The organism is uncultured Pelagibacterium sp., assembly GCF_963972885.1.
Taxonomy (GTDB): domain Bacteria; phylum Pseudomonadota; class Alphaproteobacteria; order Rhizobiales; family Devosiaceae; genus Pelagibacterium; species Pelagibacterium nitratireducens.
In genome coordinates, this window is sequence record NZ_CAXAXY010000070.1 from 1 (window position 1) to 14,261 (window position 14,261).

At 59.7% G+C, this 14,261-nt stretch carries 16 protein-coding genes; 9 read left to right on the forward strand and 7 right to left on the reverse strand.

Features of this window, described 5'->3' with window-relative positions; translation table 11 throughout:
* Positions 1 to 400 precede the first annotated feature (400 nt).
* Complete coding sequence (locus tag AACZ55_RS11605) at positions 401 to 607, forward strand: cold-shock protein (protein WP_338608423.1); 207 nt, start codon at positions 401 to 403, stop codon at positions 605 to 607.
* A gap of 244 nt (positions 608 to 851) precedes the next feature.
* Complete coding sequence (locus AACZ55_RS11610) at positions 852 to 1,103, forward strand: hypothetical protein (protein WP_338608425.1); 252 nt, start codon at positions 852 to 854, stop codon at positions 1,101 to 1,103.
* A gap of 350 nt (positions 1,104 to 1,453) precedes the next feature.
* On the opposite strand, the gene AACZ55_RS11615 is transcribed toward AACZ55_RS11610, so the two are convergent.
* From AACZ55_RS11615 to AACZ55_RS11640, 6 genes are all read right to left on the reverse strand, one after another.
* Positions 1,454 to 2,278 carry a sulfite exporter TauE/SafE family protein gene (locus AACZ55_RS11615; protein ID WP_338608426.1) on the reverse strand — a complete coding sequence of 275 codons (825 nt, stop codon included), beginning with the start codon at positions 2,276 to 2,278 and terminating at the stop codon, positions 1,454 to 1,456.
* Between the two features lie 70 nt (positions 2,279 to 2,348).
* Positions 2,349 to 3,062, reverse strand: coding sequence for a fumarylacetoacetate hydrolase family protein (locus AACZ55_RS11620; protein WP_338608427.1), 714 nt, complete (start codon positions 3,060 to 3,062; stop codon positions 2,349 to 2,351).
* 4 nt (positions 3,063 to 3,066) lie between these two features.
* Complete coding sequence (locus tag AACZ55_RS11625; protein WP_338608428.1) at positions 3,067 to 3,819, reverse strand: ABC transporter permease subunit; 753 nt, start codon at positions 3,817 to 3,819, stop codon at positions 3,067 to 3,069.
* Between the two features lie 3 nt (positions 3,820 to 3,822).
* Positions 3,823 to 4,614: an ABC transporter ATP-binding protein gene (locus tag AACZ55_RS11630; protein ID WP_339646259.1), complete on the reverse strand. Its 792-nt coding sequence runs from the start codon at positions 4,612 to 4,614 to the stop codon at positions 3,823 to 3,825.
* 17 nt (positions 4,615 to 4,631) lie between these two features.
* Positions 4,632 to 5,459 carry an ABC transporter permease subunit gene (locus AACZ55_RS11635; RefSeq protein ID WP_338608429.1) on the reverse strand — a complete coding sequence of 276 codons (828 nt, stop codon included), beginning with the start codon at positions 5,457 to 5,459 and terminating at the stop codon, positions 4,632 to 4,634.
* Positions 5,460 to 5,529: 70 nt separating this feature from the next.
* Positions 5,530 to 6,513 (reverse strand): ABC transporter substrate-binding protein, encoded by a 984-nt coding sequence (locus tag AACZ55_RS11640; protein ID WP_339646246.1) that lies wholly within the window; start codon positions 6,511 to 6,513, stop codon positions 5,530 to 5,532.
* A gap of 307 nt (positions 6,514 to 6,820) precedes the next feature.
* On the opposite strand from AACZ55_RS11640, the gene AACZ55_RS11645 reads away from it, so the two are divergent.
* Positions 6,821 to 7,525: an FCD domain-containing protein gene (locus AACZ55_RS11645; protein WP_339646248.1), complete on the forward strand. Its 705-nt coding sequence runs from the start codon at positions 6,821 to 6,823 to the stop codon at positions 7,523 to 7,525.
* Between the two features lie 98 nt (positions 7,526 to 7,623).
* A complete protein-coding gene (locus AACZ55_RS11650) occupies positions 7,624 to 8,364 on the forward strand; it encodes a sulfite exporter TauE/SafE family protein (protein ID WP_339646249.1) in 741 nt (246 codons plus the stop codon).
* 172 nt (positions 8,365 to 8,536) lie between these two features.
* Here the strand turns inward: AACZ55_RS11650 and acnA are convergent, their stop codons facing one another.
* Complete coding sequence (gene acnA / locus AACZ55_RS11655; protein WP_339646251.1) at positions 8,537 to 11,302, reverse strand: aconitate hydratase AcnA; 2,766 nt, start codon at positions 11,300 to 11,302, stop codon at positions 8,537 to 8,539.
* Between the two features lie 219 nt (positions 11,303 to 11,521).
* Between acnA and ccmA the strand changes: the two genes are divergently transcribed.
* The 5 genes from ccmA to AACZ55_RS11680 all read left to right on the forward strand — a co-directional run.
* The gene (ccmA, locus tag AACZ55_RS11660) at positions 11,522 to 12,166 is read left to right on the forward strand and encodes a heme ABC exporter ATP-binding protein CcmA (protein ID WP_339646253.1); all 645 of its coding nucleotides are present in this window, start codon (positions 11,522 to 11,524) and stop codon (positions 12,164 to 12,166) included.
* Positions 12,163 to 12,825 (forward strand): heme exporter protein CcmB, encoded by a 663-nt coding sequence (gene ccmB, locus AACZ55_RS11665; RefSeq protein WP_338608435.1) that lies wholly within the window; start codon positions 12,163 to 12,165, stop codon positions 12,823 to 12,825. Before ccmA ends, ccmB begins: the two co-directional genes overlap by 4 nt.
* A complete protein-coding gene (locus tag AACZ55_RS11670) occupies positions 12,826 to 13,596 on the forward strand; it encodes a heme ABC transporter permease (RefSeq protein WP_339646255.1) in 771 nt (256 codons plus the stop codon).
* On the forward strand, positions 13,593 to 13,754 hold the full coding sequence (ccmD, locus tag AACZ55_RS11675) for a heme exporter protein CcmD (protein ID WP_338608437.1): 162 nt from the start codon (positions 13,593 to 13,595) through the stop codon (positions 13,752 to 13,754). The genes AACZ55_RS11670 and ccmD overlap by 4 nt, the downstream gene beginning before the upstream one ends.
* Positions 13,751 to 14,261: DsbE family thiol:disulfide interchange protein (locus AACZ55_RS11680; RefSeq protein ID WP_339646257.1), on the forward strand; the 511-nt coding region annotated here is incomplete at its 3' end. The genes ccmD and AACZ55_RS11680, both read left to right, overlap by 4 nt.

Sequence of the window (14,261 nt, forward strand, 5' to 3'; positions counted from 1 at the left end):
TTGCCAAGGTTAGGGTCGTGAGTTCGAATCTCATCGCCCGCTCCAAAAATTCCAAGGCGTGAAAGCCTTGAGATCAAAGGGCCGAAAGGCCCTTTTTGCTTTTCCGGATTAGGGGAAGGCTGACGCTACTTCAGGCAATGCGATAGTGCTGCCCCATGGATCCAGGCGGTCCTTTGGTGTGTGATCGTGCCTTGATCCTGTCGGCCCTTGTTTATCGGACGGCAGTTACCTATATATAGAAGTACGTTTTCGGCCGATCATTGGCTTTCCCTGCACCGGCGCGCCGGTGCAGGAACATCTCCTGATTTTTTGCGAACGTTCTAGATCCGATCCGCGTGTTGCGGGCCGGAAACACGCCCGTATGTCCGCTTTGGACCGGGCCACACGAAAAGACACTTTCATGATCAACGGTACCGTTAAGTTCTTCAATGCCACCAAAGGCTTTGGTTTTATCTCGCCTTCTGACGGCAGCAAGGACGCCTTCGTCCACATTTCAGCGGTGGAGCGCGCCGGTCTTTCGGGTCTCGCCGAAGGTCAGGCTGTCAGCTATGAGCTGGAAAATGGCCGTGACGGCAAGGCATCAGCAGTAAATCTGCAGGTTTCCTGACGATTTCGCCGGGGCTGAGTTTTCGGCCCCGGCCTTCAAGGCGAAAAGCCAGTGATAAAGACACCTCTTGAGGTTGCCGAGAGCAAGGTCCGATCAATCTCGGTTACTGAAAAGAACGGGCAATTTGCGGCCATTCGCCAGGTCCTTCTGGATCGCGAGCGTAAATTGAGAGCCGTTCAGACGGCGCAGCGCCTTTATGACGGGGTGCGACCCGACAACGGCGAATGACGCCGGAGAAAGCACAATGAAAACCAACATCGACGGATTTGATTATACGGCCAGCGCAGAACTTTATCCGGGCAAGCGCTCGACGCGGTTCCGCACGGTTCGCTACCGCCGCTTTGACAGCACGGCAAAGGCGTTGCGCTATCTCATGGAGGAAATGCCGTCCGAACTTCTGGCCGGCGCTATTCTTGAAACCGAGGAACGACGCTTCGGAGCCGATCAGATTACCGCGCTCTACAAGGACAAAGCCTACCCCTTGCCCAGAGCGTAACCCAAAAAAGGATGAAGCTGATGCATATGTTGAGCAAAGTGATCGCTTTTCCTGTTTCATCGAAACGCAGCGGACGCTTCAGCGCCGTCGCCTTTCCCCGCTTTGCCGTTGCGTTCGGTGACCGCGATACGGCTCCGCTGAGCATCATCGCCCAACCCAATACTGCGTCCAGGCTACCGGCAGATTCACCGAGCGCGTCACCGTCACGCTGAGGCTTCCGAAGCCGGTCCGGGATTTTCAGAAACCGCGCAATGCCGCAGACACCCGATAGGTCGCCACAAGGCCGACCTGCGGACTGCTGAAAACGAAGGGCCGACAGGCCCTTTTTGTTTGGCTGGCTTTGTCCTGCCCTAGAAAATGCTGGTAATCATGCGGATCGAGGTGATGGCCAGAAATCCGGCAAAACACCAGCGCAGGGCCAGTTGCGGAATGGCGTGGGCCAGTTTGACGCCCAGCGGCGCCGTCAGCATGGATGTGGGAATGATGGCGACCAGGCCTGCCAGGTTCACATAGCCGAGCGAGAATGGCGGCAGACCGGATACGCCGAGACCGAACAGCGCATAGCCGATCGTGCCGGGGATGGCGATGATGAGCCCGATCGCTGCGGCGGTGCCGACTGCAAGCCGGATCGGATAGGTGAAAAAGGACAGGATCGGGACCGCCAGCGTCCCTCCGCCGATGCCCATCATCACCGAAATCAGCCCGATGGTCGTTGAAAGAATCTGCTTGAGTGGTGTGCCCGGCATGGGGCGGGGCTTGGCCAAGTCGGCCGGCTTGAAGGCCATGTTGATCGCCACAAGCGCTGCGATGGCGGCGAACACGAGCGTGAGCACGGTGCCCGAGACGTTGCCGCCGATCACCGTTCCCGCAACGACGCCAAAGGCGATCCAAGGTCCCCAGCTGCGCAGCAGGCTCGTATCGACGCTTCCGCGCTTCCAGTGCGAGCGCGCAGACATAAAGCCTGTAAAGATGATGGTGGCAAGTGAGGTGCCGACCGCAACGTGCATGCGCACGGTCTCGGATACATCGAGCGCCAGAAAGACAAAGAACAGCACTGGCACGATGACAATGCCGCCGCCGACGCCCAGAAGGCCCGATATGACGCCGGCGATTGCGCCGGTGGCCAGCAGGGTGACGAGCAGGAAAAGAGCCTGCCCCGGATCGACGTTCAACATATAGCTTTTGTCCCCTGATTGCCCGAAAATATGCGGAGCGCGCACATGGTCGCGCTCCGCCCGATCCCTATTAGACCACGTTGATCTTTATTTCACCTACCCCCTGGACGCTTGCCGCGATCATATCGCCGCGGGAGACGGCGCCGACGCCCGATGGGGTTCCGCTCATGATGATGTCGCCGGGCTGCAGGGCAAAAAAGCGCGAAAGGATCGAGATCATCTCTGGTACTTTCCAGAGCATCTGGTTGAGATCGCCTTGCTGGCGCGTTTCGCCATTGACCTTGAGGACAACTGCCCCCTGATCGGGGTGACCGATGCGGCTGGCAGGAACCAGCGGCCCACAAGGCGCCGAGGCCTCGAAGCTCTTGGCCACTTCCCAGGGACGCCCAAGTTTTTTAGCGTCGGCTTGCAGATCCCTGCGGGTCATATCAAGGCCCACGCCGTAGCCAAAGACGTGATCGAGAGCGTCTTCGACCGCGATATCGGTGCCGCCCTTGCCCAGAGCCACGATCATCTCGACCTCGTGGTGCACGTCGGAAGTTTCGGTGGGATAGGGGAAAGTGCCATCCGAAATCACCGCTCCGCCATGCTTGAAAAAGAAGAAAGGCGGCTCTTTGTCCGGGTCGTGGCCCATTTCAACGGCGTGGGCGGCATAGTTGCGGCCGATGCAGAAAATCCGGTTGACCGGGAAGACATCCGATGTGCCTTCAACCGGAAGGGTGGGGACCGGATTGGGGGCGACGACGAAGTTGGCGCCGGCGGGTTTAAGTGCACTCTCGTTCATTATTTCAACTCCTAACGTGTGCGTAGTATTCGATGCGCTTTTCCAGTCGGCCGATCAGGTCCGCCATGGTCAGGGCAAAGGTGAATAAAAGGACGATCAGGGCCCAGAAGTGGGACATGAGGAAGTTCTGCTGGTAGAGCGCGAACAGGGCGCCAACCCCGATGATCGAGACCAGAAGCTGGCCGATGACGACGCCCTTGACGCCGCGGATCATGCCGAGCCGGATACCGGCGAGAATTTCCGGCAATGCGGCAAAAAGCACGATCCTGGCGCGTTCGAAGCGGTTGGCGCCGAAGGAATGGGACATTTCCATTAGCGAGGGGGAAATGTTTTGGACCCCGGCCCTCGTATCAAGCACAATGATCCAGACGGCGAACATGAAAACGGTAACGACAACTGTCGGCGTGCCCAATCCGAACAGGATCATGAAGATCGGGACCAGCGCCGAGAGGGGCGCTGACAGGAAAACGTTGACCCACATGTTGAGCATGTCGTCGACCGGCTTGAACAGGCCCATGAGGACGCCGATCGTGATGCCGACGGCCAACGCCAGCCCCATGCCCATCGCGTAGCACGAAAGGGTGATCCAGACCGCATTGCCAAAGCTGCGCGAGGTCACCACCTCGCCCATGGCCATCAGCACCGACGAGAAGGGCGGGAACAGCATGAGCAGGTCGAACTGCCCGACCAGTTCCCAGACCACCAGCCAGACGACCAGCGCAGCCATCTTGGGGAGTTTGAAACCATTGATTGTCATGGCTCACTCCACATATTTCTTGATGCCGTGCCAGATGCTCTCGACCGTTTCGAGATAGACCTCGTTGCGGCGCAGTTCATCGGGACCGATATCGCCGGGGATGTCGGGGTCGATGATCTCGGACACCCGGCCGGGGCGCGGCGAAAGCAGGATGATGCGATCGGAAACATAGACCGCTTCCTCGATGGAATGGGTCACGAAGATGAAGGTCTTTTTCTCCACTTCGCGCAGACGGATCAGGTCTTCCTGAAACTTGCGCCGGGTCTGCTCGTCGACGGCCGAGAAGGGCTCGTCCATCAACAGGACTTCGGCATTGACCGAGAGGGCGCGGGCCAGGCCGACCCGTTGGCGCATGCCGCCAGAGAGCTGGTGGGGATAGCTTTTTTCGAAACCATCAAGGCCCACTTCCCTTATATAATGGTTGGCGATCTCCTCGCGCTCGGATTTTCCCATGCCCTGCATTTTGAGGCCGAAAGCGGCATTGTCGAGAACGCTGGCCCAGGGCAGCAGCGCGAAATCCTGAAAGACGAAAGCCCGCTCGGGTCCGGGTCCGGAAATTTTTTTGCCGTTGACCAGCACTTCGCCCTGTGTCGCCGGTAGCAGTCCGGCAATGATCTTGAGCAGGGTGGTCTTGCCGCAGCCGGACGGCCCGAGCAGACTGGTGAGCTGCCCGGTCTGGAAATCGAGATTGATGTCCTTGAGGGCCACGACCTCGGTTCCGTAGACTTTCGAGACGTTCTTGACTTCGATGATCTTGCTGGATGCCCCCACTGGGGAAGCTCCTTTTTCAAGCATATCGGGGGTCGCGATTTTCATTTCACACTCCGTTTTTCCGGGCGGAACAGCAGTGTTTCGACCCATTGCAGGAGGCCCACGGCGATCACCGCAAACAACACGATGGAAGCGATTGTCGCGTACATATGGGCAAAATTGGCCACCGAGCGGTGGAAGGTGATCAGATCGCCGATGCCGGTCGGCGTGATCAGCAATTCGGCGAGGACCACACCGGAAAAGCCCTCGGCAACGCCGAGCCGCAATCCGGCGAACATCATGGGGCTGGCTGCGGGAACCACAACGTACCAGATCTGCTGGCGGCGGGTGCCCATGAAGGAATGGCACATGGAGACCAGCGATCCGGGGACGTTTCGCACCGCCTTGTAGGAATTGATTGTGATAACCGGCATGGCGAGCATGACCACAGCGATCACCTTGGCCGTCAGGCTGATGCCGTAGATAAAGGTCACCAGCGGGATCAGTGCCGCCATGGGGGCGGCTTGCATGACGATGAATATGGGCAGGGCGAGCCATTCGACGTCTTCGCGCAGGCCCATGGCTACGCCCATCGTCACCCCCACGATCAGGGAAAAAGCGAGCCCAATGAGCAGCGGTTCGAGGGTGCGCAGATAGGCCATGCCCATCGAGCCGTCCACCACCATTTCCCAAAAGGCAGATACAGTCGCCGAAAACGTGGGGAAGGAAAAGTTGAAGCCCGAACGGCCGGCCATTTCCCAGGCCAGCGCGAAAAGAGCCACCGAAAGCAGTTTCCAGATCAGCGGGATCTGGGCCAGGCGCGAGGCGAAACCGGGTGCGTCTGTCCGGTTGTGCAGCAGTGCGGCGTCGGCCGTGTTCAGTGTCGACATGATTATACCTGGGTGTGTTTGACCGATGGAATCGCGCGGGGGATTTTCTCCCCCGCACGCTCATCCTTACCTACTGGCGAGCAGCGTCCAGGGCGCTGAAGTCCCAGTACATCGAGACATCCACATCCCCGTCGGGGGCTTCGACCTGACCGGCCGCCGAGAGGAAAGCGAGATCGTCGATGACGTCCTCGGGCATGCCGCCGCCAAGCGGCAATACGCCGCCTTCGGCCGCTTCGGTGTAGAACTGCTCGATGTCACCAGCCGCTTCGGCCGGAAGATCGGGCAGCAGGTCGTATTGCGTCCGCCACTCGGCCACCATTGCAGGATTTTCGTTGATCTCCTGCCAGGTGCCGAGCAGCTCCTCGACGAACACCGCCAGATCATCGGTGCGGCTTTCGAGGAAGCTTATGTTGGCGTAGAGCGCCTCGTCGGTGGCATTTACACCTTCGACAGGAAGCTGCATGAATTTGCCGGGCGCCTGATCCTCGAGCAGCCGCATGGAGGCCGCGTCAACGATCGTGGCATTGATCGTGCCCTGCAACAGGGCGCCGGCCCGCACTTCGGCGCCCGGAACATAGCTGAGGTTGGAAAAGGCTATGCCCTCGTTCTGCTCCATGAGCCGCATCAGGGCCTCGGTACCCGATCCGCGCGAGTGCACGGTCATTTCCTCGCCGTCAAGGTCGGCCCAGCTCGAATAAACCTCTGAATTGACGACAGGGAAGAACAGAAGCGTCGTCATGCGGTAGAACATGCGGATCGGGGCGTTCGAATTCTGGATGAAGGCATAAGGCGCTCCAACTCCGATATCGGCCTGCCCGCCGACGACCGCCTGGGTCGCGACATCTTCAGAGTTAAAGAACGTCAATTCCATGGGCACGCCGCGTTCCTTGGTGCGCTCGATGGCAACGAGCAATCCGAGGCTTTCGACGCTGGCAATGTCGCCCATGGCCACCCGTATGGGGGCATTCTGGGCCAGAGCCGGCACGGCACCGAACGGAATGCTCAGGGCAATTGCGGCGCTGGCGATGGTAAACAGTCTGCGCGTGATCTTCATAAGTTTCTCCTCCCTTGTGAAAATCGGCTTCCGGTTCAGGAAACAGCCCTCCTTGCCGCAACCAAATCCAGAATGGTTTAGTTTTTTCACGAAATTGGTTTAACGTCAATGTCTCGTGGGTTGTCGTGTTTGAGGGCTTCGCATCAGACATAAATAGCTGAAAAATAATGCATAATAATGCTACAGGCAGAGCCCGCTAAGGTGGCAGCGCCAGAAAGTTTGCGGAATTGGCTGCGAAAAGCGGATTGACTTGCCGAAATTACCTGTCTTAGGTATCAAACCAATTACAATTGGTTTCGAGGTGCTGATGGCTGACGATACGCAGGAAATCGAAGAGGGGAACGGCGCGACACTGGTTCAATTGCGGGCCTGGCTGACGCGTCACAACTTTCCGCCCGATACCAGGCTGCCAGCGGAACGTGAGCTTTCCGAACAGCTTGGCGTCTCGCGGGCCGATCTGCGCAAGGCGTTGGCGACGCTGGAAGCGGAGGGCCAGCTCTGGCGCCATGTGGGCAAGGGCACGTTCACCGGCAGCCGGGCCATCGAAGTGCTCAGCCTTGCGGAGATCGACAGGGAAACCAATCCGGCCGAAGTCATGCGAACCCGCCTGCTGATCGAACCGATTATTGCCCGGGAGGCCGCGCTCAACGCGACCTCACGTCATGTGGAGGCCATGCATCGCTGTATCCAAAGGACGCACAGGGCGGGCACCTGGCGGCAATATGAAGCGGCCGATAACGAGTTTCACCGGTGCATTGCCGAGGCAACCGACAATCGATTGTTGCTGGCGCTTTTCGATGCACTGAACGCGGTGCGCCGTGCGGTGGTCTGGGGGTTGTTGCGGTCCAGCTCGGACCGCCCCCCGCACGATCACCATTCCTTTGCGGAACATGATCTGATCATTGCGGCCATCGAGCAGCGCGATCTCGATGGCGCCAGCCGTGCCATGTATCAGCATTTGCGTCAGGTCGAGCGACATCTCATGGAGGCGCCCGAGGTCAGGTCCCGCTGACCGCTTACGCTGCGCCTATCAAAGTCCGATTGTTTCGGACAGGCAACTGGTCTAGCAAGAACGCCACCTCCCCTTCTTGTCCCGGACTTTGCCTTTCCATGGATTTCATCACACTCGCCATCATTTTTGCCGCGGTCGGTGCCGGCGCCATCTCCAAGGGCGCCACCGGGATGGGAATGCCGCTTATCGCCGTCCCCTTCCTGGCGGCGACGTTCGGGCTACAGCATGCCATTGCCGTGCTGCTGATCCCCATCCTGGTTTCCAACGCCTTTCAGCTCTATCGCTTTCGGCATGCCAGGGGCGATGCGCGATTGCGATTTCTTCCATCCATGCTGGCGCTTTGCGTGGTCGGGGTGATCGGCGGAACCTGGTTTTTGACAGCGACCCCTGAACGGGGACTGGCGCTGACCCTGGGCATCCTATTGCTCGGCTATCTGGGGCTGCGGGTCCTGAATCCGCACTTTATAGTCGGCCCGGAGGCGGCGAAACGCTGGGCCATGCCGGCTGGCCTGGGGGCGGGACTCCTGCATGGGGCGACGGGCATTTCCGCGCCGATCGGGGTGACCTTCATTCATGCCATGCGGTTCGAGCGCAACGCGCATGTTTATGCGGTTTCAGCGATGTTTATGGTTCTGGCCACTTTTCAGGCGCCCTCGCTGTGGGTGGCTGGCGTTCTGCGCCCTGAATGGCTGCTGCAAGGGGTGTTTGCGCTAATCCCGACCTTCCTGTTCATGCCGGTCGGGCAATGGCTTTCGGGCAAGCTCAGTCAGACCGCCTTCGATCGGATGATCCTGATCTTTCTCGGCCTTATCGGTCTCAAGATGGTGCTCGGCATCTAGAGCATGTCCAGCAAAAGTGGAAACGGTTTTGCGGTTCGGACACGCGACAAAACAAGGGCTTAGAGCCAAGGATTTGATTCAATCAAATCCTGAACGGCTCTAAGCCTTCTCGATTTCGGGTAACAAAAAAAGGCGGCCGAAGGCCGCCCTTTGTTTATCGTTTCGATGCCTTTTATGCGGCGACGAGGTTGCGCAGCACATATTGCAGGATACCGCCATGGCGATAGTACTCGAGTTCGTCCAGCGTATCGATGCGCAGGAGAACCGGCACGATTTCATTTCGGCCGTCACCGAAGGTGATATCGAGTTCAAGCGTCTGGCGCGGCTCGATTTCCGTTAATCCGCGGATTGAAACCGTCTCATCGCCGGTGATACCGAGCGACTGCCATGAGGTGCCCTCGTTAAAGACCAGCGGAAGGACGCCCATGCCGACCAGGTTGGAGCGGTGGATACGCTCGAAGCTCTGGGCAATTACGGCGCGAACGCCGAGCAGGGTCGTGCCCTTTGCCGCCCAGTCGCGTGACGAGCCCGTTCCATACTCCTTGCCGGCAAAGATCACCAGCGGGGTGCCCTGAGCCTTGTATTCCATGGCTGCGTCATAGATCGGTACCACTTCGCCCGAAGGCGACTTGGTAAAGCCACCCTCGACGCCATCGAGCATCTGGTTCTTGATGCGGATATTGGCAAAGGTGCCCCGCATCATCACTTCGTGGTTGCCGCGACGCGCGCCGAACGAGTTGAAGTCGATTGGCTTGACCTGGCGTTCCATCAGGTACTTGCCGGCAGGCGTGCCCGACTTGAACGAGCCGGCCGGGGAAATGTGATCGGTGGTGATCGAATCGAGGAAGATCGAAAGAACCCGGGCGTTCTCGATGTCGGTCACCGGCTTGGGGTCCATGGTCATGCCCTCGAAATAGGGCGGGTTCTGAACATAGGTGGACGCCGAGTTCCACTTGTAGGTCTCCCCACCGTCGACCTTGATTTCCTGCCACCGCTTGTCGCCCTTGAACACATCGCCATAGCGGCGCCTGAACATGTCCACCGAAATCGCCGAGCGCAGAACGTCGGCCACTTCAGTCGAAGTGGGCCAGATGTCTTTCAGATAGACGGGCTGTCCGTCCGATCCGGTGCCGAGCGGCTGGGTGGTAATATCGCCGGTCATTTTACCGAGCAGCGAATAGGCGACAACCAGTGGGGGCGAGGCGAGATAGTTGGCGCGCACGTCGGGGTTGACGCGGCCCTCGAAGTTACGGTTCCCCGACAGCACCGAGACGGCAACCAGATCGTTGTCGTTGATGCATTTGGAGATGTTTTCATCGAGCGGGCCGGAATTGCCGATGCAGGTGGTGCACCCATAGCCGACAGTGTTGAACCCCATGGCGTCGAGGTCTTCCTGCAGGCCGGATTTTTCGAGGTATTCGGTGACGACCTGCGAACCGGGAGCCAGTGATGTCTTAACCCAGGGCTGGGGTTTCAATCCCTTTTCGCGTGCCTTGCGGGCCACGAGGCCGGCAGCGATCAGCACCGACGGATTGGACGTGTTCGTGCACGAGGTGATCGCGGCAATCACCACATCGCCATCGGAAATCCGATAGTCCGCACCATTGACGACATAGCCATGGTTTTCGTTGTCCTCGGGCGTATCATGGACGCCGGTGGCACCCTCATCGATATAGCGCGAATCGCCCTTGGAGTCGGGCTCGGGCGAAACCTTGCGGCCGCCGGCAATCTCTTCGAGTGCCTTGACGAACGCGGTCGAAGCGTCGGTCAGGGCCACACGATCCTGCGGGCGCTTGGGACCGGCCAGCGAGGGCACGACGGTGGAAAGATCGAGTTCGAGCGTGTCGGTGAAGATCGGATCCTGGTCATTGTCGGCCCGGAACATGCCCTGTTCCTTGGCATAGGCTTCGACCAGTGCCACGCGATCGGGTTCGCGGCCCGAATCGGTGAGGTATTTGATGGTTTCCTTGTCGATCGGGAAGAAGCCGCAGGTCGCGCCATATTCGGGCGCCATGTTGGCGATGGTTGCCTTGTCTTCGAGCGAGAGGTTGGAGAGGCCGGCGCCGAAAAATTCGACGAATTTTCCGACCACGCCCTTCTTGCGCAGCATTTCGACGACGTGCAGCACAAGGTCGGTTGCTGTCGTGCCTTCGGGCAACTTGCCAGTGAACTTGAACCCGATCACTTCGGGGATGAGCATGGAAATGGGCTGGCCGAGCATTGCAGCTTCGGCCTCGATGCCGCCTACACCCCAGCCAAGGACGGCCAGTCCGTTGACCATCGTGGTGTGGCTGTCGGTGCCGACAAGCGTATCGGGATAGGCGATTTCCTCGCCGTTTTCCTGTTTCGTCCAGACGGTCTGGGCCAGATATTCGAGATTCACCTGGTGGCAGATGCCGGTTCCGGGAGGCACGACGCGGAAATTTTCAAACGCCGACTGACCCCAACGCAGGAATTCATAGCGCTCGCCATTGCGTTCATATTCGCGCGTCACGTTCTGCTCGAACGCGCCGGGGGTGCCGAAATAATCGACCATCACCGAGTGATCGATGACCAGATCGACGGGGACAAGCGGGTTGATCTTCTGGGGATCCGCACCGAGATTTGCGGTGGCATCGCGCATGGCGGCCAGATCGACAACGGCGGGAACGCCGGTGAAATCCTGCATCAGGACGCGGGCAGGGCGGTAGGAGATTTCGTGCCCGGCCCGGCCGCGATCGTCGAGCCATGCCTTTACAGCCCTGATGTCGGCGGCCTTGACGGTGCGGTCGTCTTCGAAACGCAGCAGGTTTTCGAGGACCACCTTCAATGAATGGGGCAGGCGGGAAATGCCATCCAGTCCGTTCTTTTCTGCTTCGGCGAGCGAAAAGATCGTATAGGCCTTGTTTCCAACGGTGAGGTTCGTCTTGGTCTTAAAGCTATTGGATGTCTCGGTCACGCGGTCCGCCTTGTCTCAATAAGGTTGCGGGTACCCCCGATTGAGACCGGGCCAAACGGCCAATTTCGCGTCGAAAACAATGCGACGCTGCAATGGCCACCGGCTCGTCCGGAGGCATGAAGCGAGAAAGCATAACTTCTCCCCCGCCTTTTTCGCCCTCTCTATAATGAATCCAATTTGCACTTGCCAGCCCGGACTTTGGTTCAATAGAGCTTTGGCATGAACATTGAAGGGCTTTCCCGCATGCCGGAAACCGGGCTTGGCGTTAACGCCCTGTCGCTGAGCAGGGGCGGGCGGGCCATTGTGACAGCGTTGAGCTTTTCGCTGGAGGCGGGAACGGCGCTTATGCTGCGGGGGCCCAATGGGGCCGGCAAGAGCACATTGCTGATGGCTCTGGCCGGGCTGCTGGATCCCGTTGCGGGGCGCATAGAATATCTGCAAACCGATCCCGAGGCTCCGAAATACGGGCATCTGCACTATGTCGCGCATGCACCGGCCATAAAATCGGGACTCAGCGTCGCCGAGAATCTCAAATTCTGGGCCGATGTGCTCGATGCAGAACCAGCCGATGTCGAAACCGCCTTGTCCCGGGCCGGGCTGGGAGAATTGGGCAGCATAGATGCCGGGCTTCTTTCTGCCGGTCAGACCAGGCGCCTGGCGTTGGCGCGCCTGATTGCCGTTCGCCGCCCGCTCTGGCTGCTCGATGAGCCGACCAGTGCGCTCGACACCGCCGGCGCGGCATGGGTCGGTGCGCTGATTTCCAGTCATTTGCAACAAGGTGGGCTGGCGGTCATTGCCACCCACCTCGACATCGCCGTTGACGGCAATGTGAAGACGCTCGAATTGGGCGGATCGGCGCAATGAAGGTTCTGGGCGCAATCATCGCTCGCGACCTCCGGCTCGGTCTGCGCCAGGGTGGGGACATTCTCACCCTCGTGCTGTTCTTTGTCATTGTTGGCGTGCTCATGCCGTTCGCCGTTGGGCCCGACCGTCCGCTTCTTGCCCAGCTTGCCCCCGCCATTATCTGGGTAGCGGCGCTTCTGGCGCAGCTCTTGTCCAATGAACGTCTGTTTCGCGGCGATTTCGACGATGGGAGCCTGGCCGTTTTCCGCCATGGTATCGTCCCGCTCGAGATGGTGGTCGCCGCAAAACTCGTTGCGCACTGGCTGCTCACCGGATTGCCACTGATTGTGGCGATGCCCATTCTGGCCCTGATGCTGGGGCTTGATGGGCAGGGGTTCTGGCTGGCCGTTTGTTCGCTGGCGCTGGGCACGCCGGCGCTGGCTGCGTTCGGCGCCATCGGGGCTGCTGTGACAGTTGGCCTCAAGCGTGGGGGGCTGGTTGCACCGGTTCTTGTCTTGCCGCTGAGCCTGCCAGTGCTTATTTTCGGTGCCGGTGCGTTCGACGTGGCGCGGCTGGGCGGATCGGCCCAGGCCCTGCTGCTGCTCGGCGCGATCAGTCTTTTAAGCGTAACGCTTGCACCGTTCGCCGCGGCGCTGGCGCTGAAGATTTCCGGGGAATAGATGGTTCAGACCCAACCCAAACCCGCCGAGCCGGGATGGTTCACCCGCATCGCCCATCCGGGGATGTTTATGGGGTGGTCGCGCCATCTCGTCGTTCCGCTCTCTGTCGGGACCGGGCTGGCCTTTGCGGTGGGGCTCTATTTTTCGTTCCTTGCCTCGCCGGCCGATTATCAGATGGGGGACACAGTGCGCATGATGTATGTGCACGTCCCCAGCGCCTGGCTGAGCCAGTTCTGTTACGCCGTGATGTTTTTTTCGGCCATCGGCACGCTGGTCTGGCGCCATCCCATGGCCGATGTCAGCCAGAAGGCCGCCGTTCCTCTTGGTGCCGCCTTTACCGCGCTTGCCCTTTTCACCGGCTCGATGTGGGGCCGGCCCACATGGGGCACGTTCTGGGAATGGGATGGGCGCATGACCTCGACGCTGGTCCTGCTGTTCATCTATCTCGGCCTTATCGCCCTGTGGCGGGCGTTTGACGATCAGCTCAAGGCGGCTCGGATCGTTGCGGTGCTGACTTTGGTGGGCGCCATCAATATCCCCATCATCAAGTTTTCCGTCGATTGGTGGCAGACCCTGCACCAGCCCGCGTCCGTGTTCAGAACCGATGGTCCGACGGTCGATGGCTCGATCCTCGTGCCGCTGCTCGTGATGACGCTGGCGTTTTCTCTGCTGTTTTTGACTCTGCATCTTGTGCGCATGCGGACCGAAGTCACCAAGCGTCGCATCCGCTCGCTCGAGTTGGCGCAGGCCCGCGCGGGAGAAGGTGCATGATCGATCTGGGCCAGCATTGGGAATTTATCACTGCAGCCTATGCCGGCACGATTGTCGTTGTCGGTGCGCTGATCGGCTGGACCGTGATTTCGGCGCGGTCGGCCAAGGCGCGGGTGGCTATGCTCGAAGCGGCGCGGCAGGCGCGCAGGCAGAAATGAAACCATCGGTCAGGATCGGCCTGGCGGTTTTGCCGCTCATTATCCTTGCGGCTCTTCTGGCGGTGTTTGCTTCGCAGATGGGGCGCTCGACGAGCTTTGTGCCCTCCGCGCTCATCGACAAACCGGTACCACAATTCAATCTCGCCTCGGTCGAGGGGCACGGCCAGCCCGGATTTTCAGCGGCCGATCTCGCCGGCAATGGCGTCGTTATCGTCAACGTCTTTGCGTCCTGGTGTGTGCCCTGCCGCGCCGAACATCCGTTCCTTATGGAATTGGCAAACGAACCGGTCGAAATCTATGGGCTCAATTATGACGATCCGGCGGAAAACGCCCGGGCGTTTCTGGCCGAGCTTGGCAATCCTTACGATCGGATCGGCGCGGATCGGGATCGTCGGGTGGGCATCGAATGGGGCGTTTACGGCGTGCCGGAAACCTTTGTCGTTGATAATGACGGCGTCATCCGGTTCAAACATGTCGGCCCGATCGACCAAGAGAGCTACCAGAACA

Coding starts and splice junctions, on each gene's coding strand:
- AACZ55_RS11605 (WP_338608423.1), top strand. CDS start 401: ATGATCAACGGTACCGTTAAGTTCTTCAATGCCACCAAAGGCTTTGGT.
- AACZ55_RS11610 (WP_338608425.1), top strand. CDS start 852: ATGAAAACCAACATCGACGGATTTGATTATACGGCCAGCGCAGAACTT.
- AACZ55_RS11615 (WP_338608426.1), bottom strand. CDS start 2,278: ATGTTGAACGTCGATCCGGGGCAGGCTCTTTTCCTGCTCGTCACCCTG.
- AACZ55_RS11620 (WP_338608427.1), bottom strand. CDS start 3,062: ATGAACGAGAGTGCACTTAAACCCGCCGGCGCCAACTTCGTCGTCGCC.
- AACZ55_RS11625 (WP_338608428.1), bottom strand. CDS start 3,819: ATGACAATCAATGGTTTCAAACTCCCCAAGATGGCTGCGCTGGTCGTC.
- AACZ55_RS11630 (WP_339646259.1), bottom strand. CDS start 4,614: ATGCTTGAAAAAGGAGCTTCCCCAGTGGGGGCATCCAGCAAGATCATC.
- AACZ55_RS11635 (WP_338608429.1), bottom strand. CDS start 5,459: ATGTCGACACTGAACACGGCCGACGCCGCACTGCTGCACAACCGGACA.
- AACZ55_RS11640 (WP_339646246.1), bottom strand. CDS start 6,513: ATGAAGATCACGCGCAGACTGTTTACCATCGCCAGCGCCGCAATTGCC.
- AACZ55_RS11645 (WP_339646248.1), top strand. CDS start 6,821: ATGGCTGACGATACGCAGGAAATCGAAGAGGGGAACGGCGCGACACTG.
- AACZ55_RS11650 (WP_339646249.1), top strand. CDS start 7,624: ATGGATTTCATCACACTCGCCATCATTTTTGCCGCGGTCGGTGCCGGC.
- ccmA (WP_339646253.1), top strand. CDS start 11,522: ATGAACATTGAAGGGCTTTCCCGCATGCCGGAAACCGGGCTTGGCGTT.
- ccmB (WP_338608435.1), top strand. CDS start 12,163: ATGAAGGTTCTGGGCGCAATCATCGCTCGCGACCTCCGGCTCGGTCTG.
- AACZ55_RS11670 (WP_339646255.1), top strand. CDS start 12,826: ATGGTTCAGACCCAACCCAAACCCGCCGAGCCGGGATGGTTCACCCGC.
- ccmD (WP_338608437.1), top strand. CDS start 13,593: ATGATCGATCTGGGCCAGCATTGGGAATTTATCACTGCAGCCTATGCC.